Source organism: Streptomyces sp. NPDC059454, from assembly GCF_042749965.1.
GTDB lineage: Bacteria > Actinomycetota > Actinomycetes > Streptomycetales > Streptomycetaceae > Streptomyces.
In genome coordinates this window covers 33,718-53,688 of sequence record NZ_JBHYVC010000032.1, presented here as the reverse complement: position 1 = coordinate 53,688, position 19,971 = coordinate 33,718, and the positions used below count along the sequence as shown (strand labels likewise).

17 protein-coding genes are annotated in these 19,971 nt (G+C 72.9%); 3 read left to right on the top strand and 14 right to left on the bottom strand.

Features of this window, described 5'->3' with window-relative positions; genetic code table 11:
• The first annotated feature begins 68 nt into the window (after nt 1-68).
• Nucleotides 69-521 (top strand): phospholipase, encoded by a 453-nt coding sequence (locus ACFXAE_RS21955; RefSeq protein ID WP_384717377.1) that lies wholly within the window; start codon nt 69-71, stop codon nt 519-521.
• Between the two features lie 74 nt (nt 522-595).
• On the opposite strand, the gene ACFXAE_RS21950 is transcribed toward ACFXAE_RS21955, so the two are convergent.
• The 5 genes from ACFXAE_RS21950 to ACFXAE_RS21930 form a co-directional block, all read right to left on the bottom strand.
• Nucleotides 596-2,662, bottom strand: coding sequence for an iron ABC transporter permease (locus ACFXAE_RS21950; protein WP_384717374.1), 2,067 nt, complete (start codon nt 2,660-2,662; stop codon nt 596-598).
• A 4-nt stretch (nt 2,663-2,666) separates the two neighbouring features.
• Nucleotides 2,667-3,647, bottom strand: a complete 981-nt coding sequence (locus ACFXAE_RS21945) for an ABC transporter substrate-binding protein (protein ID WP_384717371.1) — start codon at nt 3,645-3,647, stop codon at nt 2,667-2,669.
• A complete protein-coding gene (locus tag ACFXAE_RS21940; RefSeq protein WP_384717368.1) occupies nt 3,644-4,498 on the bottom strand; it encodes an ABC transporter ATP-binding protein in 855 nt (284 codons plus the stop codon). The genes ACFXAE_RS21945 and ACFXAE_RS21940 overlap by 4 nt, the downstream gene beginning before the upstream one ends.
• Before the next feature lie 79 nt (nt 4,499-4,577).
• The gene (locus ACFXAE_RS21935; RefSeq protein ID WP_384717365.1) at nt 4,578-5,759 is read right to left on the bottom strand and encodes a spore photoproduct lyase family protein; all 1,182 of its coding nucleotides are present in this window, start codon (nt 5,757-5,759) and stop codon (nt 4,578-4,580) included.
• Nucleotides 5,760-5,972: 213 nt separating this feature from the next.
• Nucleotides 5,973-8,252 carry a catalase gene (locus ACFXAE_RS21930; protein ID WP_384717362.1) on the bottom strand — a complete coding sequence of 760 codons (2,280 nt, stop codon included), beginning with the start codon at nt 8,250-8,252 and terminating at the stop codon, nt 5,973-5,975.
• A 414-nt stretch (nt 8,253-8,666) separates the two neighbouring features.
• On the opposite strand from ACFXAE_RS21930, the gene ACFXAE_RS21925 reads away from it, so the two are divergent.
• Nucleotides 8,667-9,374, top strand: coding sequence for a discoidin domain-containing protein (locus ACFXAE_RS21925; RefSeq protein WP_384717437.1), 708 nt, complete (start codon nt 8,667-8,669; stop codon nt 9,372-9,374).
• A gap of 24 nt (nt 9,375-9,398) precedes the next feature.
• Here the strand turns inward: ACFXAE_RS21925 and ACFXAE_RS21920 are convergent, their stop codons facing one another.
• A complete protein-coding gene (locus tag ACFXAE_RS21920) occupies nt 9,399-9,623 on the bottom strand; it encodes a hypothetical protein (protein ID WP_384717359.1) in 225 nt (74 codons plus the stop codon).
• A gap of 176 nt (nt 9,624-9,799) precedes the next feature.
• Between ACFXAE_RS21920 and ACFXAE_RS21915 the strand changes: the two genes are divergently transcribed.
• Nucleotides 9,800-10,264 carry a carboxymuconolactone decarboxylase family protein gene (locus ACFXAE_RS21915; protein WP_384717356.1) on the top strand — a complete coding sequence of 155 codons (465 nt, stop codon included), beginning with the start codon at nt 9,800-9,802 and terminating at the stop codon, nt 10,262-10,264.
• Nucleotides 10,265-10,310: 46 nt separating this feature from the next.
• Here the strand turns inward: ACFXAE_RS21915 and msrA are convergent, their stop codons facing one another.
• The 8 genes from msrA to ACFXAE_RS21875 form a co-directional block, all read right to left on the bottom strand.
• On the bottom strand, nt 10,311-10,823 hold the full coding sequence (gene msrA, locus ACFXAE_RS21910; protein ID WP_384717353.1) for a peptide-methionine (S)-S-oxide reductase MsrA: 513 nt from the start codon (nt 10,821-10,823) through the stop codon (nt 10,311-10,313).
• A 506-nt stretch (nt 10,824-11,329) separates the two neighbouring features.
• Nucleotides 11,330-11,773: an ATP-binding protein gene (locus ACFXAE_RS21905; protein WP_384717350.1), complete on the bottom strand. Its 444-nt coding sequence runs from the start codon at nt 11,771-11,773 to the stop codon at nt 11,330-11,332.
• A 90-nt stretch (nt 11,774-11,863) separates the two neighbouring features.
• Nucleotides 11,864-14,020: a S9 family peptidase gene (locus tag ACFXAE_RS21900; RefSeq protein ID WP_384717347.1), complete on the bottom strand. Its 2,157-nt coding sequence runs from the start codon at nt 14,018-14,020 to the stop codon at nt 11,864-11,866.
• The gene (locus ACFXAE_RS21895; RefSeq protein WP_384717345.1) at nt 13,993-15,777 is read right to left on the bottom strand and encodes an N-acetylglutaminylglutamine amidotransferase; all 1,785 of its coding nucleotides are present in this window, start codon (nt 15,775-15,777) and stop codon (nt 13,993-13,995) included. The genes ACFXAE_RS21900 and ACFXAE_RS21895 overlap by 28 nt, the downstream gene beginning before the upstream one ends.
• A gap of 147 nt (nt 15,778-15,924) precedes the next feature.
• Complete coding sequence (locus ACFXAE_RS21890; protein WP_384717342.1) at nt 15,925-17,112, bottom strand: glutamate--cysteine ligase; 1,188 nt, start codon at nt 17,110-17,112, stop codon at nt 15,925-15,927.
• Between the two features lie 162 nt (nt 17,113-17,274).
• Nucleotides 17,275-17,595, bottom strand: coding sequence for an STAS domain-containing protein (locus ACFXAE_RS21885; RefSeq protein WP_384717339.1), 321 nt, complete (start codon nt 17,593-17,595; stop codon nt 17,275-17,277).
• Nucleotides 17,592-18,869, bottom strand: coding sequence for a PP2C family protein-serine/threonine phosphatase (locus ACFXAE_RS21880; protein WP_384717336.1), 1,278 nt, complete (start codon nt 18,867-18,869; stop codon nt 17,592-17,594). The genes ACFXAE_RS21885 and ACFXAE_RS21880 overlap by 4 nt, the downstream gene beginning before the upstream one ends.
• Nucleotides 18,866-19,672 (bottom strand): alpha/beta fold hydrolase, encoded by an 807-nt coding sequence (locus ACFXAE_RS21875; protein ID WP_384717333.1) that lies wholly within the window; start codon nt 19,670-19,672, stop codon nt 18,866-18,868. Before ACFXAE_RS21875 ends, ACFXAE_RS21880 begins: the two co-directional genes overlap by 4 nt.
• Between the last annotated feature and the right edge of the window lie 299 nt (nt 19,673-19,971).

The window sequence follows — 19,971 nt, the reverse complement described above, 5'->3', positions numbered from 1 at the left end:
ACCACGGGCATCGTCTTGGCATGAACCTGCGGTCCGATGGTCGGGCCGCGGTCTCATGGAGGTGTGGGATGCACCGAAGACTCGCCACCGCTCTCGCCGCCCCGGCCCTGGCCCTGGTCGGCGTCCTCGGCACCGCCACAGCCGTCGACGCCGCACCCGCGGACAAGTCCCAGGTCCTCGCGAGCTGGACGCAGACCGGCGCGTCGAGCCACAGCCTCTGGACCGCGGCCCGGGCCAACCGGTCCGCCTGGTCCGCCTACCAGTTCGACTGGTCCACCGACCACTGCTCCTCCTCCCCCGACAACCCCTTCGGCTTCCCCTTCTCGACCGCCTGCGCCCGTCATGACTTCGGCTACCGCAACTACAAGGCCGCGGGCACCTTCAGCGCCAACAAGTCACGGATCGACAGCGCCTTCTACGAAGACCTCAAGCGGGTCTGCAACGGTTACGGCGGTGCCACGAAGACCGCCTGCAACAGCACCGCGTGGACGTACTACCAGGCCGTCAAGGCCTTCGGCTGAGCCCGGCGTCCACCGCGCCGGACGCCGCCGGTCCCGCGACGGGCCGACGGCGTCCGGACGTTCACCCGCGCGGGCTACCGGCGGCTGCGCACCAGCACGTACAGGAAGTACGGCGTTCCGATCACGGCCGTCATCAGGCCGGCGCCCAGCTGGGCGGGAGCGATCACCGTGCGGCCCAACAGGTCGGCCGTGCACACCAGTACGGCACCGAGGAGCAGCGCGACCGGCAGGACGCGGGTGTGCCGCCGTCCGACGAGGGCGCGCGCCGCGTGCGGGGCGACCAGGCCGACGAAGCCGATGGTGCCCGCGGCGGCGACGGCGGTGGCACTGAGCAGCACGCTCAGGACCAGGAAGCCCAGTCTCCCGCGCGCCAGGTCGAGTCCGAGGAGCCGGGGGGTGTCCTCGTCGAGGGAGACCAGGTCGAGTTCCCTGTGCCGTACGCCGGCCACCGCGACGCCGACGGCGAGGACGGCGGCGAGGGGGAGGACGTCGGGCATGGTCCGGCCGTACGTGGAGCCCGACAGCCAGGTGAGGGCCTTGGTCGCGTTGAACGGGTCGGTGAGCACGATCAGCAGGCTGATCAGGGCCGTTGTCGCGGTCGCGGCGCCGATGCCGACGAGCACCAGCCGGTTCTGCTGGTAACCCCCGCGCGCGGCGAGGCCGAACACGACGACCGCGGTGACCGCGGATCCCGCGAAGGCCGCCCCGGCGACGCCCCACCCCCCGGCGACGGGGACCGTCGTCACGAGGATCACCGCGCCGAGCGCGCCACCGCCGGAGACACCCAGGACGGCGGGTTCCGCGAGCGGGTTGCGGGTGACGGCCTGCACCAGGGTGCCGGCCAGCGCGAGCGCCGCTCCGGCGAGGAGCGCGGCGGACACCCGGGGCATACGGGTGTCCAGCACGAAGGAGACGGTCCTGCCCGCCCTGCCCTGCGCCCAGTTGACCACGTCGCCCAGCAGCAGCTTGCTGTCGCCCAGCAGGACCGCGGCGACGGTGATGCCGACCAGGACGACCGACAGCACGGTGAGCGTGGTGAGGAAGACGGCGCGGCTGCGGATGCGCAGCTTGTCCGGCGCGGCAACGCCGGCGGTGTCGCGGAGCCGGGCCGCCATCACCACCAGGAACACCGCGCCGACGAGGCTGGTGACCACACCGGTGGGCACGGCGACCGCGGTGTCCGAGTCGACGAACGCGCGCAGCAGCACGTCCGCCCCGAGCACCAGTGCGGCGCCGACGAGTCCGGCGACCGGCACGGCGCTGCGCAGTCGCAGGATTCCCCGGATCCGGCGGGCGAGCGGGCGGACGAGGGCCGGGGCGCACAGGCCGACGAAGCCGATCGGTCCGGCGAGGGTGACGGCCGCCGCGGAGAGCAGCGTCGCCAGCACGACGGCGGTGACCCGGGTGGACCGCACCGGGACGCCGAGTCCGCGGGCCGTGTCGTCGCCGAGGGCGAGGGCGTCGACCCGGCGGGCGATGAGCAGCAGGCCGACGAGTCCGAGGACGGCGACGGGCAGCATCTGGAGGACACCGTCGAAGCCGTTCTGGCCGATGCTGCCCTGGTTCCACTGGTAGAGGCCCTCGGTCTCCTGCGGGAACAGCAGGAGCAGTCCCTCCGTGACGGCGGTGAGCCCGAGCGCGAGCGCGGTTCCGGCGAGCACCAGCCGTACGGTGCCGGCGCCGAGTCCCGACAGCCCGAGGACGACGGCCGCCGCCGCGAGTCCGCCGGCGAAGGCGACGCCCGAGGAGGCGAGCAGCGGCAGCGACACCCCGGCGACGGAGACGACGCCGAGGGCGAGGTAGGAGCCCGCGTTGACGGCGAGGGTGTCCGGGGAGGCCAGGACGTTGCGGCTGACGGCCTGCAGGGCGACGCCGGCCATGCCGAGCGCCGCGCCCACGAGGAGCCCGGCGGTCATCCGGGGCAGCCGCGAGGCGATGACGACCGACGCGTCGGCCGCGTCGGCCCGTCCGGTGAGGGCTTTGAAGACCTCGGCCGGGCCGACCGCGGCGGTGCCCTGGGTGATGTCGACGACGGCGAGGGCCGCGACCAGGAGCACGAGCGCGGTCGTCACCGCGGCCGCGCCCGTCCGGGACGACACCGTCGCCGGACGGGCGGTGGGAGTGGTGGCGGTGACGGCCATCGCGCTACTTCGTCAGCGCCGTGACGACGGAGTCGGCGTACGCCTCCATCGAGCCGGTGCCGCCGAACATCCAGATGCCGTCGTCGATGCGGTGGACGTCACCGGACTTCACGAACGGCAGCGACTTCCAGACGGAGTTGTCGGCGAGCTCCTTGCCGAAGGGGTCGCTGCTGGCGTCCTGGTCGTTGCCGATGTAGACGAACTGGACCTTCCCCAGGTCGGTCAGTCCCTCGACGTCGGTGGCCGCCAGACCGTACGCCTCGTCGCCCTTCTGCTTCCAGGCGTTCTTCAGTCCGAGCCGTTCGTTGACGGCTCCGATGAGCGAACCGGAGGTGTAGGGGCGGACGGAGACCTGGTTGGAGGCGGCGTAGCCGTCGGCGAAGGCGATCTCCGCGCCGTCCAGGCCGGCGTCGGCGAGGGCCTTCTCGCCCTCGGCGAGCTTGGCCTCGAAGTCCTTCTTCAGGGTCGCGGCGCGCTCGGTGGTGCCGGTGGCCTCGGCTATGAGGTCGACGTTCTTCAGCATCTGCCCGATCGGGTCGGCGGCGTCGGCGGACTTCACCTCCAGGACCGGGGCGACCTTGCGCAACTGCTTGACCGCGTCGGGCTGCAGGTCGGTGGTGGCGACGATGAGGTCGGGCTTGAGCGAGGCGATGGTGTCCATGCTGGGCTCGCCGCGGGTGCCGATGTCCTTGGGCTCGTTCTTGAGCGGGACGGCGGTGTCCCAGGTCTTGTAGCCCTTGACGTCGGCGACGCCCACCGGGTCGACGCCGAGGGAGACCAGGTGCTCGACGACGTTCCACTCGGTGCCGACGACCTTCTTGGCGGGGCCGTCGAGTTCCACCTTCGCGCCGGTGGCGTCGGTGAGGGTGATGGCCTGCGCGGACTCCTTGGTGTCGGCGTCGGCTGCGGGTTCGGTGGTGCCGCAGGCGGCCAGCAGGAGGGTGGCGGCGGTGGCCAGGGGCACGGTGAGCAGGAGGCGTCTCATGAGGTGGTGCTGAGCCTTTCGGTGCGGGTGTGGTGACGGCCGATGGCGCGGGTGCGCAGCCGGCCGGTGAGGGGGTCGGTGTCGACCTCGATCCGGATGCCGTAGACCTCGGTCAGGCGCTCCGGGGTGAGGACGTCCTCGGGCCGGCCCGCGGCGACGACGCGTCCGGACGCGAGGAGCACGATCCGGTCGGCGACGGCCGCCGCCTGGTCGAGGTCGTGCAGGACGACACCGACGGCGATGCCGTGTTCGTCGGCCAGGTCGCGCATGAGGTCGAGGAGTTCGACCTGGTAGCGCAGGTCGAGGTAGGTGGTGGGTTCGTCGAGGAGGAGGACGCCGGTCTCCTGGGCGAGGCAGCCGGCCAGCCACACGCGCTGGAGCTGCCCTCCGGAGAGGTGTTCGGCCCCGCGCCCGGCGAGTTCGGCGACGCCGGTGAGGGCGAGTGCGCGGTCCACGGCGGCCCGGCCGCCGGGGTCGTTCCCTCCCCATCTGCCGCGGTGCGGGTAGCGTCCGAACTCGACGACGTCCCGCACGCTCAGGCCGCTGGGCGTGGGGCGCCCCTGGAGCAGCAGGGCGACGCGGCGGGAGAACTCCCGGGGGCCGAGGGCCAGCGCGTCGGTGCCGTCGTCGATCGTGAGCGTGGCGTGCCGGGGCCGTTGCAGCCGGGCGACGGTGCGCAGCAGGGTCGACTTGCCGCTGCCGTTCGGGCCCACCAGGGCGGTCACTTCGCCGGGCCGCAGGGTCAGTGCCGCGTCGTGCACGACGTCGGCGCCGTCGTACGCCACGGTCACATCGGTGGCCGACAGTCGATGGCCACGGGGGCCCTGGGCCGCCTCTTCAGCAGGAATCACGCGGCAAGGTTAGCCTACCCTTAATTGCCGTTATCGAGAGGTGACCTGCGGGAAGGCCGGACCGGTTCCTGTCGGCCCGTCAGAAGGCGTAGCGGATATCCAGCCACGGTGTGTGGCGGGCGACCAGTTCCCGCAGATCCGCGAGGGCCCGGCGCTTGATGCCGGCACGGTAGCGGAGGTTGAGGGCGCCGTTCTGGGAGCGCTTGGTCTCCTGCGCGGCAGGCTGCCACAGCATGTCCTCACCGCGCGGATGCCAGCGGAGGTTGACGTCGTGCAGGTCCGCGTTGTGGGTGAGCATGATGACTTCGGCGCGGGCCTGCCGCTTCACGCGCTCGGGCAGTACGTCGTCCATGTGCCGCAGCAGCTCGGCCCAGGCGTCCTGCCAGCCGGGGCGGACGACGACGGGCGAGAGGTTGAAGTGCACCTCGTACCCGGCGTCGAGGAAGTCCGCTGCGGCGGCGATCCGCCGGTCGACCGGGCTGGTGCGCAGGTCCAGCAGACGTGAGTCGTCGGCCGGCATCACCGAGAACCGGACACGGGTGCGCCCGCGCGGGTCGAGCTCCAGCAGGTCGGGGTTGACGAACTTGGTCGCGAAGGACGCCTTCGCGGTGGGCCAGTCGCCAAAGGCGCGTACCAGGTCGGCGGTGTTGTCGCAGACGAGGGCGTCGACTGAGCAGTCGCCGTTCTCCCCGATGTCGTACACCCACGCCTCGGGGTCGCACTGATTGGGCTCCGGTTTGGGACCCTGGGCGGCGACGTGGCGGCCGAGGTGGGCGATGATCCGGTCGATGTTGGTGAAGAGGGTGATCGGGTTGGCGAAGCCCTTGCGGCGGGGCACGTAGCAGTACACGCAGGACAGGGCGCAGCCGTTGGAGGGGCCGGGGGCGATCCAGTCGGCGGAGCGGCCGTTGGGACGTGTCGTGAGCGTCTTCTTCACGCCCAGTACGAGGGTCTCGCGCTTGACCCGCATCCAGCGGTCGGCGCTGCCCTCGTTGCCGTGCAGCTCGGGGATGCGCCAGTGGGAGTCCGCCTCGATCACCCGGGCATCGGGAAACCGCGCGAGGATCTGCCGCCCGCGGGGCGAGGCGGCGGCGGCCGGTTCCGCGTGGATCTCCCGGATCGCGAGCAGCCGGCGCGCCTGCGCGGAGTCCCGGAAGGCGGGAGTGGACGGCGCCGGCCCGGCCGCCGGGGCCACCGGCAACGCGTCGAGGCCGAAGAGCGGCTCCTGCGGGCCGTGTGACGGGGGAGGATGGTGGCGCATGTCCTGACCGGCTTCTCGGGTGGGGAGGCGGTACGAGTGCCCGCCGGCCGGTTCCCTCGGAATCCGGCCGTCCTCCCACTGTACGGCGACGGGGCGGCGCGCCACGGTCGCAACCGGGACCCGGCCGGCCGCCAGGAATCCCCGGCGCCCGTCCGCTCCCCCGGCGGCCGGGGCGAGCCGGTCGCCGGGGGCCGATCGCGGCCGGCCGGGATGTCAGGTCCGGACCGTGAAGCGTTCCCAGACGCGGTGCGAGGCCAGCAGCTCGCGGACCTGGCCGAGGACGGTGGAACCGGAGTCGGCGACCACGATGCCGGGGGCGTCGGTGGGGACGCCGGCCGCTTCGAGGGCCGCCTCGCCGCCCGCCCACGCACCGATCGCCTTGCCGTGCCGGAACGCCTCGGTCAGCAGCAGGCCGATCCGCGGGTCGGCCGCCGTCCGCTGTGCGGCGGAGGGCGCGCCCTTGCCGTCGCGCGCGCCGGCCGTGTCGTCGCCCATGGCCGGTGTCCCGGCCAGCAGTACGGCGTCGAACTCGACGGAACGCGCGGTGACGTAGGTGCGCTGGACCGTCAGCGCCGAGTCGCCCGAGCCGAGCGTGCCGCCGGTCGGCGCCACGACCAGCGGGACCATGCCCGCTTCCAGCACCGCGTCGCGTACCGCGTGGACACCGCCGAGGTCGCCGTCCGGGCCGGCGACGATGCCGATGACGCGCCCGTCCACCGGCCAGGTCCCCCCGATCTGCGAGAGGGCCGGGCTCGGCGCGACGTCGGCGAGCGGCACGGTGGGTTTCGGCGCGGGCAGGCCGAGCCCTTCGGCGACACCGGCGCACAGCTCGGGGTCGATGTTGGCCAGGACCTGAAGGGTCCGTTCCCTGATGGCCTGCTCGTAGCACTTGCCCAGCTCGAAGGTGTAGGCGCCGATGATGTGCTCGCGCTCCACCGGGCTCATGCTCAGCCAGAACCGGCGGGGCTGGCTGAAGTGGTCCGCGAACGACTCCGGCGCCTCGCGCACCTTCGACGCCTCCGGGATGCGCACCGGTGCCTCGGTGAACGCGCCCATGTCCGCGCCCGCGGTGAACGGGCAGCCGCCGTCGAGGGAGTTGGGCCGGTAGGGGGCCACACCCCGGTGCACGGCCGTCTGGTGCATGCCGTCGCGCAGCATGTCGTTGACCGGGGCGTGCGGCCGGTTGATCGGCAGCTGCGGGAAGTTGGGGCCGCCCAGGCGCGTGATCTGCGTGTCCAGGTACGAGAACAGCCGCCCCGCGAGCAGCGGGTCGTCGGTGACGTCGACACCGGGCACGAGGTGACCGACGTGGAAGGCGACCTGCTCCGTCTCGGCGAAGAAGTTGGACGGGTTCCGGTTGAGGGTCATCAGCCCGACCGGCTGCACCGGGGCGATCTCCTCGGGCACGAGGTTCGTCGCGTCCAGCAGGTCGATGCCCTCGAAGGTCTGCTCCGGGGTGTCGGGGAAGGTCTGGATGCCCAGCTCCCACTGCGGGTAGGCACCCGCCTCGATGGCGTCGGCGAGGTCCCGGCGGTGGAAGTCCGGGTCCACGCCGTTGATCGTCTGCGCCTCGTCCCACACCAGGGAGTGCACGCCCAGCTTGGGCTTCCAGTGGAACTTCACCAGCGTCGTGGCACCCTCGGCGTTCACCAGCCGGAAGGTGTGGACGCCGAAGCCCTCCATCATCCGGTAGGAGCGCGGGATGCCGCGGTCGCCCATGAAGAAGAGGGTGTGGTGGGTCGCCTCGGTGTGCAGGGAGACGAAGTCCCAGAAGGTGTCGTGCGCGCTCTGTGCCTGCGGGATCTCCCTGTCGGGGTGCGGCTTCGCGGCGTGGACGACGTCGGGGAACTTGATGGCGTCCTGGATGAAGAAGACCGGGATGTTGTTGCCGACCAGGTCGAAGACGCCCTCACTGGTGTAGAACTTCGTGGCGAAACCGCGGGTGTCGCGCACGGTGTCGGCGGACCCGCGTGAGCCGACCACGGTGGAGAACCGTACGAACACCGGCGTCTCGACGTCCGGGGCGAGGAACCCCGCCTTGGTCACGGAGGCCGCCGTGCCGTAGCTCTGGAAGACCCCGTGCGCGCCCGCGCCGCGGGCGTGGACCACGCGCTCCGGGATGCGCTCGTGGTCGAAGTGCATGACCTTCTCGCGCAGGTGGTGGTCCTGGAGGAGTACGGGGCCGCGCGGACCCGCCTTGAGCGAGTGGTCGGTGTCGTACAGCCGGGTGCCCTGCGCGTTGGTCAGGTAGCTCCCGGACTGCGCCACCCTGGCCTGGTCGGCGCCGGTGGGCTGGCCGGTGGGCGACACGGTGGCCGGGCCGCCCTGGTCCGGCTTCGGCGGCAGCGGCTCGCGGGGCTCGGTCGGCTCGGCCACGGACGGTGGCTGGGGGCCCGGCCGTCCGGGAATGCCGTCGGCCGGGGCCGATCCGTCGTCCTGCAGCTTCTCGGCGATCTTCTTCGCCGCCCGCTTGACGGGGTTGGCCTCGCTCATGGGGTGACACTCCTCCGCTTCAGACCGGCCACGGACGGGTGGCCGTGCGTTCAGTTGCCGACTGCGGGCGATCCAAGGGAACGAAAGGACCGATAAGGGCCTCGGGTGCCGTCAACGTCTCACGGCGGGCACACCCTCGCAGCGGGCACCCGCCGATGGGGTGAAATCCCCGCCCGGAGCGCCTCGTCCCGCGGGCCTCGGCACACCCGCACCCCCTCTCCGCTCTCCCCCGCCGGATCCGACCGCCCCGCCCGCGTACCCCCGGCCCGGCGGTCAAGGCATGCGGATTCGGCCTCCGTGCGCCGCCCCACCGACGGGGCCCGCCCACCAATTCACGTCCGAGGACGCGCCCGCACAACACCTCACCGCTTAAATCAGAATCTGAACTAAGCAGTCACGGAGCCGTGTTCACTCCTGCGGCATGCCCTCACGCACAGAGAGCCGCGCCACCGCACCACCCGCCGCCCGGACAGCCCGGCCCGCGCGCACGCGGGCTCGTCCGCATCCCCACATCGCACCAGCAGAAGGCTGACGCATGGGACACATGAAGCACTCGAGCCACCTGAGACGCAGAGCCCTGGGTGCGGCGTTCGTCGCCACCGCGGCGCTCGTCACCCTGCCCGCCGCCCAGGCCCGGCCGCCGCGGCCGATACCCCGTGGTCCCAGGGCAAGCCGGCCACCGCCTCCTCGGCCGAGAACGCCGGAACGCCCGCGAGCGGCGCCGTGGACGGCGACACGGGCACCCGGTGGTCGTCGGCCGCGAGCGACGACCAGTGGCTGCAGGTCGACCTCGGCGCCACCGCGTCCGTCACCCGGGTCGTCCTGAACCGGGAGGCCGCCATCACCCATGACGGCATCGTCGGATACGCGGCCTGCAAGGTCGCCGACCCGGTGGACGAACACGAGGCCTGGGCGCTCGGCAGCCACTGCACCTACACGTCCGACGACACCATCGTGCAGCACCACGGCTTCCAGGTGCCGGTGAAGCCCGGCATCAGGATGCGGCACCTCCAGGTGATCTCCCTCGGCGGCAAGGGGCAGTACCGCCACGTCATCGACGACCCGGGCTCGCCCGCCTCGGGGACGGACACCGTCCCGTCCAAGGCCACGCGGTTCCCCTGAGCGTGACAGTGCCCCGCGCCGGATTCAGAACAACTGCCCCTGCTCGTCGGGGGCGGTCCTGCGCGGGGTACGGCGCGGGCCGGCGCCCCGCACCGGGGTCTCCTCCCCGAACAGCGGCGCCGTGCCGTACTCGTCCGGCTCGGCCGGCACCACGACGGGGCCGGTTCCCACGTTGAGGCACAGCGGGGCGTCGAGGTCGAAGTCCCCGGGCGTCATGTCCGTCCAGTCGCGTTCCCGACGCTCACTCACCGACGCTCCGCTCCCCGTCCATCGGGCCAGGTTATCGGTCGTCCGGCGCCCCGAGAACGGCACGCTGCGCGACGCCACCCGCCGATGAGACGCAGGTCACACTCCCGCTCCGGTCACACGAGGGGGAGCCCGCCCGTCAGTGCCGCGCAACCACAGGAACCGACCAGGAGATCACCATGGAAGCGCGCCTCGACCTCTTCACCGACCCCCTCGCGGCCAAGGTGCTGAAGCACATCGACTCGGCGGGCAGGGCGGTGACGGACTCCGGGCTGCCGCACACCACCCAGGAGCTGGTGAAGATCCGCGCCGGCCAGATCAACGGCTGCGGCTTCTGCACCGACATGCACACCAAGGACGCCGCCGCGGCCGGGGAGACACCGGTCCGGCTCCATCTGGTCGCCGCCTGGCGGGAGGCCACGGTCTTCACCGAGGCGGAGCGCGCCGCCCTGGAGCTGACGGAGCAGGGCACCCGGATCGCCGACGCGGCCGGCGGCGTCGACGACGAGGCCTGGGCGAACGCCGCCAAGCACTACGACGAGGACCAGCTCGTCGCCCTGATCTCGCTGATCGCCGTCATCAACGCCTACAACCGCATCAACCGGCAGCCCGCCGGCCACTACCGGCCCGGCCAGTTCGGCTGACCGGCCGCGCCCGTCCCGGCCCACCGGGGCCGGGACGGGCGTCCGGTCAGGCTTCCGCGCGCTTCGGCAACCGCCAGCCGGGCCGCGGGAAGTGGCAGGTGTAGCCGTCCGGGTAGCGCTGGAGGTAGTCCTGGTGCTCCGGCTCGGCCTCCCAGAACGGGCCGGCCGGCACGACCTCGGTCACCACGGCGCCCGGCCACAGCCCCGAGGCGTTCACATCGGCGATCGTCTCCTCCGCGACGCGCTTCTGCTCGTCGTCGAGGTAGAAGATGGCGGAGCGGTAGCTCGTCCCGATGTCGTTGCCCTGCCGGTTCTCCGTGCTCGGGTCGTGGATCTGGAAGAAGTACTCCAGGATCGTGCGGTAGTCGGTGACGGCGGGGTCGTAGGTGATCTCGATCGACTCGGCGTGGGTGCCGTGGTCGCGGTACGTCGCGTTCGGCACGTCACCGCCGCTGTAGCCCACCCGAGTGGTCAGCACCCCCGGGAACGTGCGGATCAGCTCCTGCATGCCCCAGAAGCAGCCGCCCGCGAGCAGCGCCCTCTCCTCGTTCGTCGTCATCTTCGTCTCGCCCTTCTCCCACGTGTCCTGCGGCGTTCATCAGTGAGAACCGCATCGGCGATCCCATTGTTCCGGCCGCGCCGGCGCCTTCGGACAGCGGGCCGGACAGGGGCGTACCGGCGCGTTCGCGCACGTCCGCGCGGCGGTGCCGGAAAAGGGGCATGGCCGGTTTTCCGGGCCGCCTCCGCCCGGTGGTGACCGCGCGTCCCGTCGTCCACCGGGTGTTCGCCCCGCACGTGGCGATCGTCCTCGTCCTCGCCGCGGCGGCCCTCGCGCTCCAGACGCGCGCCGGCACCGGGCGGGAGGCCCGCGACAGGGCTCTCGCCGTGGCGCGGGCCCTTGCCCGGGCGCCGTGTGGGACGTCCCGTCCCGTCCGGTCCGTCCACCACGCCCCGCCGCCCGTCCGGGTACGGCTCGTCCGCGACCGCGCCCTCGTCCGCGAGGTGTCCGACGGCAGCAGCACCTGCGCCGGGCGACCGCCACGGACGGGGGCGGACGCGGACGGCTCAGGCGAGGAGCGAGATACGGGCCCTGATGCTCTTGCCGGCCGGCTCCTGCCGTACGTCCAGGGCCTGGGCGACGGCCATCACGATCTCCAGTCCGTGCTGGCCCACCCGGCCGGGGTCCGCGTCCCGGGCCACCGGCGGCGCGGGGTTGCCGTCCCGGACGATCACCTCGACGGTGTCGCCGTCGACCCGCAGGTCGAGGCCCACGGGACCCGGAGCGTACTTGCGGGCGTTGGTGACCAGTTCACTGACCACGAGCTGGGTGATCTCCACCGCGCGGGTCGACACCGGCAGGCCGTCCTCCGCCCGCGCCCGGGTCAGGAACGCGGCGGCGAGATGACGCGCCTGCGCTATCCAGCTACCGTCCTCGGCCAGGGCGTACGAAGCCCGCAGCCGCGGTGCCCCCGGCACCGTGTCCCCCTCGTCGACTGGAACTGGTTCCATCCGGTCCGCCTTCACTCACCGATCACACCGCGCGACTACCCGCATCGCTCCCCCGCACGCCACCGAAGTGTGACAGGTGCCTCCGACATCTCAGTCCGCCAGGTGCCGTTCCAGCCAGTCGGCGGCGGTCCGGCGGAACAGGCGGCGGTTGTCGGAGCGGCGGAAGTCGTGGCCCTCCTGGCGCAGCAGGAGGCATTCCGCTTCCAGCCCGCGCTCCCTGGCGGCCCGGACGAACTGCTCGGACTCCCCCGGAGGCACGTTGGTGTCGTGTTCGCCGTGCACGGTGAGGACCGGGACCCGCAGGGCGTCGATCCGGCTCATCGGCGACAGCGCGCGCAGCAGTTCCCGGTCGTGTTCCGGGTGTCCGTACTTGTGGGCGGCGGACTGCGCGATCCAGGGTTCGGTCCCGGCGAAGAAGGTGGTGAAGTCCGACATGCCGCAGACCGCCACGCCGGTGCGGAACAGGTCCGGGTGCCACACCAGGGACGCCATCACCAGATAGCCGCCGTACGACCGGCCCATCACGGCCATCCGCCGGGGATCCGCGAGGCCCCGCACCATCACGTGCGCCGCGCAGTCCGCGACGTCGTTGATCGCGTCGAAGCGCCCGGCGCCCAGGTCCGCGTCGACGAAGGAGCGGCCGTGGCCGGACGAGCCGCGGACGTCGGGCGCGAACACGTCCAGTCCCCTGCCGAGCAGTTCGAGGTAGAGCGGTTCGAGTACCGGGCGTTCCTGTTCCTCCGGTCCGCCGTGCAGGTGCAGGACGCACGGTGCCGGCTCGCCGGGCGAGCGGCCCGGGGCACGGTAGTACCAGCCGCCCAGGACGAGGCCGTCGCGGGCCACAGGGCTCACGGGCATCGGCTGCACGGGCGTACGGCCTTCGGGGAACGCGTCCTCCTCGTGCGAGGACCACGGGGTGCGCAGGGGCAGTCCGTGCGGCAGCCACCACACTCCGGGATGGCGCCGGGATCCGGACAGCGCGACGACGGGGCCGTCGGGGTCGGCGGTGGGCGCGATGCGCGTGACCACCTCGTGGGGCAGGCCGACGGTCCGTGCGGCACCGGCCGAGGCGGGCCGTGGTGACGGGGCGCCGGCCGGTCCGCCGTCGGGCGACACGGCCGCGGTCAGCCCGGCCGTCTCCAGCTCGCTCACTCCGCGCACGTTCCAGGCCAGCACCGCGCGCCGCCCGTCCCGTCCCAGAGCGAGCAGCTCCAGGTCGCAGTCGGGGCGCTCGGCGGCCACCGTCGTACCGGTCAGGCGTCCCCGCGGATCGAGGTGTGCGGCGACGAGGGCGGCGCGCTCCCGGCCGCCGTCGCTGCGCAGCCACAGCGTGCCGGCGTCGGGTGAGAAGCCGCCGACCCACGGGTCGCCGTCGGCGACCGGCAGCGCGCAGGTCACCGTGCCGTCACCGGTGCGGACGACGAGGGCCTCCCGGCGTCCTCGAGGACCCCGGTAGACCAGGGCGAGCCCGCCGTCCCGGCTGAGGTCGCACACGCGTTGGTTGGCCGCGCCGCGTTCACTCACCAGCAGCACGGGCGCGGCCACGCCCTCGGGATCGATGAGGTACGCGGAGAGGGTCCTCGGTTCCGGCTCCTCGGCGGACGGCGTCCGTTCGCCGTCGACGGCCCCTTCGGGCACGCGCCGTACCCCGCCGGGATCCAGCAGTACGGCGCGGCCGTCGCGGCCTGCCCGGTGGCCGGCGCGGGAGGCGCCCGGCGGCCCGGGCGCCTCCGGGCCGGGGCGCGCGGCCGGCGGTCGCCCGGGCGGTGCGGATTCGGTGACGGTCACCGCGACCGCCGAACCGTCGTGCTGCCAGCAGCCGAGGCGCGCGGAGGTGTCCGGTTCGCCGCCGGCCAGCAGGTGCCGTCCGCTGCCGTCGGGGCGTACGCACAGGACGCGGGTGAGTTCGCCGCCGCCCGGAGCCGCGGTGTAGGCGATCCAGCGTCCGTCCGGTGACCAGGACACCTCCGTGACCGGATGCGGGTCGGCGTCGAGCAGGCGCACCTCCTCGCCGTCCACCGGACCTGTCCACAGCTGCGGCACCCCGGCGCGGTCGCAGATGAAGGCGACGTACCGGCCGCCGGGGTCCGCCGAGGGGTACCAGCAGCCGTGGACGGCCGGGGGTGGCAGGTCGTACGGCCTCGAGGTGTCGGCGAGCGGCACCGCCTCCGGTGCGGAAAGCGCCCACGGTGAGGCGCCGGTGCCCGCCCCCATGGCCGTCAGCGGATCCCGTGCGTCTGCAGCCATGTCTCCAGCAGCGCCATCTGCCACAGCGTGTTCGCTCCTCGCCTGGTGCGGTGCGCGCCGGGTGCGGCGAGCAGCTCGGCGACGTACTCCTCGCGGAAGACGCCGCGGGCCCTGGCCTCGGGGGCGGTGAGGGTCTCGCGGACCCGCTGGAGGACGGGCCCGGCCATGTGCTTGATCGCCGGGACGGGGAAGTAGCCCTTGGGCCGGTCGACGACCTGGCGCGGCAGGACCTTGCGGCCGGCGGCCTTCAGGACGCCCTTGCCGCCGTCCGCGAGCTTCAGCTCGGGCGGGCAGGCGGCGGCCAGTTCGACCAGCTCGTGGTCGAGGAACGGCACCCTGGCCTCCAGGCCCCAGTCCATCGTCATGTTGTCGACCCGCTTGACCGGGTCGTCGACCATCATCACGAGCGTGTCGAGGCGGAGATCGGCGTCGAGCGCCGTCTCGGCGCCCTCGGTCGCCATGTGCGCGCGCACGAACTCGGCGGAGGTGTCCCGGTCGGGCAGCAGACCGGGGTGGACCATGGCCGCGAGATCGGCGTGCGAGCGGTCGGAGTAGGTGTCGATGTATGCCTCGGCGGCACGCGGGCGCGGCACGTCCGCCATCCGCGCGTACCAGTCGTAACCGGCGAACACCTCGTCGGCGCCCTGGCCGCTCTGCACGACCTTGACCTCCTTGGCCACCTGCTCGGACAGCAGGTGGAAGGCCACCACGTCATGGCTCATCATGGGCTCGCTCATGGCGCGGACCGCCCCGTCCAGGGCGCCGGCGACCCGGTCGGAGGGAACCATCAGCTGGTGGTGGCGGGTGTCGAAGTGCCGGGCCACGAGGTCGGAGTAGGAGAACTCGTCGCCCTCCTCGTTCCCCTCGGACTCGAAGCCGACGCTGAAGGTCGCGAGGTCCTCCTGGCCCTCGCCGGCCAGCAGGGCCACGATCAGGCTGGAGTCCAGGCCGCCCGAGAGCAGCACGCCGACCGGCACGTCGGCGACCATGCGGCGGCGTACGGCGGTGCGCAGGGCGTCCAGTACGGCGTCGGCCCATTCGTCGGCGCCGAGATCCGCGTACTCGGGGCGGCGGGTGTGAACGGGGTGCCAGTAGCGGTGGTCGTGGTGGGTGCCGTCGGGCTCGACGACCCGCACCGTGGCCGGGGGCAGCTTGCGTACGCCCTTGAGGACGGTGTGGGGCGCGGCGACGGTGGCGTGCCAGCTGAGGTACTGGTGCAGTGCGACGGGATCCAGTGAGGTGTCGACGCCGCCGGCCGCGAGCAGCGCGGGCAGGGAGGAGGCGAACCGCAGGCGTTCGGTCGTGCCGGACAGATAGAGCGGCTTGACGCCCAGCCGGTCGCGGGCCAGGACGACGCGCCCGGTGTCCTGTTCGACGATCACGAAGGCGAACATGCCGTGGAAGTGCTCGACGCAGTCGATGCCCCACTGCCGGTAGGCCTTGAGCACCACCTCGGTGTCGGACTGCGAGAAGAAGCGGTGGCCGAGCGCGTGCAGTTCGTCCCGCAGCTCGCGGTAGTTGTACACGCAGCCGTTGAAGACGCCGGCGAGCCGGGCACGCGGGTCGGTCATGGGCTGGGCGCCGCTGTCCGACAGGTCGATGATCTTCAGTCGGCGGTGTCCGAGGGCCACGGGTCCCTGGGACCACAGGCCGCGTCCGTCGGGGCCGCGCGGTGCCAGCCGGTCGGTCATGCGCTCCAGCGCCGCGATGTCCGGCTGCCCGCCGTCGAACCGGATCTCCCCGCAGAGGCCGCACATCAGCGGGCCCTCCTTTCCCTCGCGTACCGGTCCTGGGGCGGGGGTGAAGAGATGTGCGTGCTGCTGGACATGACGGTGTGACACTCTCCTTGGTCAGGGGGACACGGATGCGCGCGGGGTGGCCGAAGGGCCGGCGGTCCGTCCGGATCAGCCGGGTGTGCCCGGTGTCGTCGCCGAGTGGACGCGGGCCGGGTTCCGGCCGGCGCCGCGCGGGGCGTTCGGACGCCGGTGACGGCGGCCGGGGTCGCCGCGCGCGAGGCGGGTCTCGGCGACCAGCATGTCGATGCCGGCGAGCAGGTCCTCGTCCTGAGCCGCCCGCCGCAGCCGGTGCGCCGCGCTGCCCGTCGCGAGGGCCTCCTCGAGCAGTGTGCGCACGGTGGTGAAGTCGCCGGACGCCTCCAGCGCGGCACGCAGCCGGTGCAGCATCCCGCGCAGCACCACGGGGGCCGAAGTCGCGCGGCGGGTCTCCGGATCGACGAGCCGGCCTTCCAGCCCCGAGCGCGCGGCACGCCAGGTGGCGGCGCGCAGCCACTCGTGGTGTCCGTCGCACCCGTGGTCCGGCCCGCGCTCCAGACGGTCGCAGGCGTCGCGCACCAGCGCACGGAACAGTCCGGCGACCAGCACCACGGTCTCGGCGCGCGGGCAGGCGTCGCAGACGCGCAGCTCCAGCGTGCGCTGGTGCGCCGACGGCCGTACGTCGTGGTAGAGCATGCCGGTGTCGCCGATGACACCCGAACCGATCAGCTCGGTCACGGCGGCGTCGTAGTCGGCGGCGCTCCCGTAGCACCCCGCGGGGCCCGCGGTCGGCCACCGCTGCCACACCATGGTGCGCCAGCTGGCGTATCCGGTGTCGGAGCCGAGCCAGAACGGTGAACTGGCCGACAGGGCCAGCAGCGGCGGCAGCCAGGGCGACACCAGGCACATGGCGCGTACCGCGGTGTCCCGGTCCGGTACGTCGACGTGCACCTGGGCGCTGCAGATGAGCTGTTCGTCGGCGACCCGGCGGTAGTCGTCGGCCATGCGCCGGTAGCGGGGATCCGCGGTGATGTCGTGGGAGGTGACGCGGGCCAGCGGAACGGTGCCCGCGGCCACGACGGCCAGGCCGCAGGAGGATGCGACGGCGTCCAGTCGGCGCCGGGTGCCGGACAGGTCCGCGTAGAGACCGTCGAGGGTGTCATGCACCTGGCTGTTGCTCTCCACGGCCGACTGCTGCAGCTCACGGCTGAACCCGGATCCGCCGAGCCGGCCGAGCAGCGTGTCGGCCTGTGGCGCGAGCCGGCCGCTCTCCACGTCCAGGACGTGGAACTCTTCCTCTGCTCCGATACGCACCGTCACCACTGATCCCCTTGGCCTCGTCCTGCGCCGCCCCCGCACGGCTCCTGAGGTCACCGGCGGTGAGTTCGGCACACCCCGGGTGCCCCGGATGCGGTGAGCGCAATCGGCCCGCGGCCCCGCGCCCGGCCGGACCTCCGCGGGTGCGGGAAGCCCCCGGCCCGGCTAGGCCGCGTCGCGGACGTCGAACACTTGATCGAGACCGGTCATGTGCAGCAGGCGTCGCATCGTGGCCGGCACGGCCACGAGAACCACCTCCGCGCCGGCCGAGACGACGTGGTTGCGGACGGCGAGCAGCGCGGTGATGCCGCTCGAGTCGCAGAACGACAGCCGGCCCAGGTCCACCGCCAGGAGCCGCCCGGCCGGCAGAGTCGCCTCCCGTGCGGCGCGGCTCAGTTGCCGCGCGTTGGTGTGGTCGAGGTCGCCGGCGACCACGAGGACGAGAGCGGCGGGCGTGGAAGACGCGATGATCGTCAGGGGTTTCATTCCGAGGTTCTGGATCCGGTGTCGGTGCGGGTGGGAGGGCCGATGGCGAGCAGGGCGGTGTCGTCGTCCAGCCCTTCGCCGAAACCCTTCAGCAGGTCCGTCAGGGCGTGGACCACGCGGTGGGGACCCGAGGGGGCGAGGCCGGCGGCGAAGGACTCCAGGGCCTCGTAACCGTACAGCTCCCGGCCGGGGCCGATGCGGGCCTCGGTGAGGCCGTCGGTGTACAGCAGCATCGTGTCGCCCGGCCGCAGGGTGGTGCCGACCTGGACGAACTGCGCCCCGGGAAGCGCTCCGACGAGCATGCCGCCCCGGGTGGACAGGTACTCCACCCGGCCGTCCGCGCGCAGGACCAGCGCGGGAGGATGGCCGCCGGAGGCCAGGCGGACCTCCACCGCGCCCCCCACGCGTTCCAGGACACCGGACACGACGGTGCAGTACCGCGGATCGTCACCGGTGTACCGGTCCTGCAGGACCGTGTCGAGTACGTGCAGGTTGGCGACGGGGTCGGAGTCGTGGAGCGCGGTGGCGCGCAGGGTGTAGCGGATCAGCGAGGTCAGCGCGGCGGCCTGCGGCCCCTTGCCGCACACGTCGCCGAGGAAGAACGCCGACCGGTTGTCGTCGAGCGCGAACAGGTCGTAGAAGTCGCCGCCCACCTCCATCGGGGAGGCCGTGTGGTAGTGGCAGGCGGCCTCCACGCCGGGGATGTCGGGCAGGGCCGCGGGCAGCAGGCTGCGCTGGAGCACGGCCAGCGCCTCGCGCAGTGCCTCGTGGTCGGCCTCGGCCTGCCGGCGGGCCTCGTCGGCCGCCCGGCGGGCGCGCAGCAGCTCCGTCTCGTAGGCGCGCCGGTCCGTGGCGTCGAAGACGGTGGTCCGGATCAGCAGCGGCTCGCCGTCGTCGCTCTTCTTGACGGTCGAGGTGACCAGCACCGGCAGCCGGGAACCGGGTGAGGTCCTCATCTCCAGGGCGATGCCGCCGAGGTGTCCCTGCATGCGCAGCAGGGGGGCGAAGTGCGTCTCGTGGTAGAGCCTGCCGCCGACGGTGAGCAGGTCGCTGAAGCGCATCCGGCCCACCACCTCGTCGCGGGACAGACCGAGCCAGCCCAGCAGGGTCGCGTTGATCTTTGCGATGGTGCCGTCCATCAGGGTGGACAGGTAGCCGCACGGCGCCGACTCGTACAGTTCCTCGGCCGAGTCCTCCAGCAACGCGCTGAACGCCGCGCGAGTGCCGGGCACGCCTGTGCCCGGCTCCTCCGAACCACCTGCCCCCCGGTTCATCGGCCGAGGGACGACACGAACGCACGGATCGCCGCGGCGGTGGCCTCCGGGGCGCTCAGCTGGGGGCAGTGACCGGTGGCGTTCAGAGTGACCAGCTCGCTGCCGGGTATCGCGGCGTGGACGTACGCGCCGACCTCCGGGGGTGCGATGACGTCCTGCTCGCACTCCAGGATCAGCGTGGGCGCGGTCACGCCCGCGAGGTCCTTGCGGCTGTCGGACAGGAACGTCGTGCGCGCGAAGACCCGGGCGATGTCCGGGTCGGTGGCGCAGAAGCTGTTGGTGAGCTCCTCGCCCAGCTCGGGCCGGTCCGGGTTGCCCATGATCATCGGAGCCATGGTCGCCGACCAGCCCAGGTAGTTGGACTCCAGCGATTCCAGGAGCTCGTCGATGTCCTGCGCGCTGAAGCCGCCGCGGTAGCCGTCCTCGTCGATGTAGCACGGCGACGGACACACCATGACCAGGGAGCCGATCCGGTCCGGGGCCGCGGCCCGGGCCAGTACGCCGGCCATCGCGCTCATGGAGTGGCCGACCACGACCGCGTCCCGGAGATCGAGCTCCTCGCAGACCTCCACCACGTCACGGGCGTAGCCGTCGAGGGAGGAGTAGCGCTCCTCCCGCCAGGCCGACAGGTCGGAGCGGCCCGCGCCCACGTAGTCGAAGAGCACCACACGGAAGTCCTGGGCCAGTGCGGGCTCGACCAGCCGCCACATGTTCTGGTCGCAGCCGAATCCGTGCGCCAAGACCACCGGACGACCGGAGGCACGCCCGGTCACACGGATGTTGTTCCTGCGGTGAATGCTCATCAACCCATGCTCGCACGTCGGGCGGAAAAGCCGTCGGCGTGCATCGAGGACCGCTTTTCCGCCGGAGCGCCCGGGGCCGCGGCGCCGGTCCCTGTCTCCGGTGCACGCGGTACGGGCCGCCTTCGCCGGGCGGACCGGTGCGGTGGTCCCGGCCCTGTCGGACACGAGCGTCCCCGCCGAACGCCGGGCCCCTCGCCACCTCGGTGATCAGCTCCCTGGAGGGGGCGATCCCCCTTGGAGCGCGCCGAGCGGGACGTCCGCCCCCCGACAGCGGTCTCCCGTGAACTCGGGCCCTTCCC

Excerpts from the sequence above, each read along its gene's own strand:
- ACFXAE_RS21935 (WP_384717365.1), bottom strand. The coding sequence starts at position 5,759 with ATGCGCCACCATCCTCCCCCGTCACACGGCCCGCAGGAGCCGCTCTTC.
- ACFXAE_RS21905 (WP_384717350.1), bottom strand. The coding sequence starts at position 11,773 with ATGGAACCAGTTCCAGTCGACGAGGGGGACACGGTGCCGGGGGCACCG.
- ACFXAE_RS21900 (WP_384717347.1), bottom strand. The coding sequence starts at position 14,020 with ATGGCTGCAGACGCACGGGATCCGCTGACGGCCATGGGGGCGGGCACC.
- ACFXAE_RS21945 (WP_384717371.1), bottom strand. The coding sequence starts at position 3,647 with ATGAGACGCCTCCTGCTCACCGTGCCCCTGGCCACCGCCGCCACCCTC.
- ACFXAE_RS21950 (WP_384717374.1), bottom strand. The coding sequence starts at position 2,662 with ATGGCCGTCACCGCCACCACTCCCACCGCCCGTCCGGCGACGGTGTCG.
- ACFXAE_RS21915 (WP_384717356.1), top strand. The coding sequence starts at position 9,800 with ATGGAAGCGCGCCTCGACCTCTTCACCGACCCCCTCGCGGCCAAGGTG.
- ACFXAE_RS21895 (WP_384717345.1), bottom strand. The coding sequence starts at position 15,777 with ATGTGCGGCCTCTGCGGGGAGATCCGGTTCGACGGCGGGCAGCCGGAC.
- ACFXAE_RS21885 (WP_384717339.1), bottom strand. The coding sequence starts at position 17,595 with ATGAAACCCCTGACGATCATCGCGTCTTCCACGCCCGCCGCTCTCGTC.
- msrA (WP_384717353.1), bottom strand. The coding sequence starts at position 10,823 with ATGACGACGAACGAGGAGAGGGCGCTGCTCGCGGGCGGCTGCTTCTGG.
- ACFXAE_RS21880 (WP_384717336.1), bottom strand. The coding sequence starts at position 18,869 with ATGAACCGGGGGGCAGGTGGTTCGGAGGAGCCGGGCACAGGCGTGCCC.
- ACFXAE_RS21930 (WP_384717362.1), bottom strand. The coding sequence starts at position 8,252 with ATGAGCGAGGCCAACCCCGTCAAGCGGGCGGCGAAGAAGATCGCCGAG.
- ACFXAE_RS21955 (WP_384717377.1), top strand. The coding sequence starts at position 69 with ATGCACCGAAGACTCGCCACCGCTCTCGCCGCCCCGGCCCTGGCCCTG.
- ACFXAE_RS21875 (WP_384717333.1), bottom strand. The coding sequence starts at position 19,672 with ATGAGCATTCACCGCAGGAACAACATCCGTGTGACCGGGCGTGCCTCC.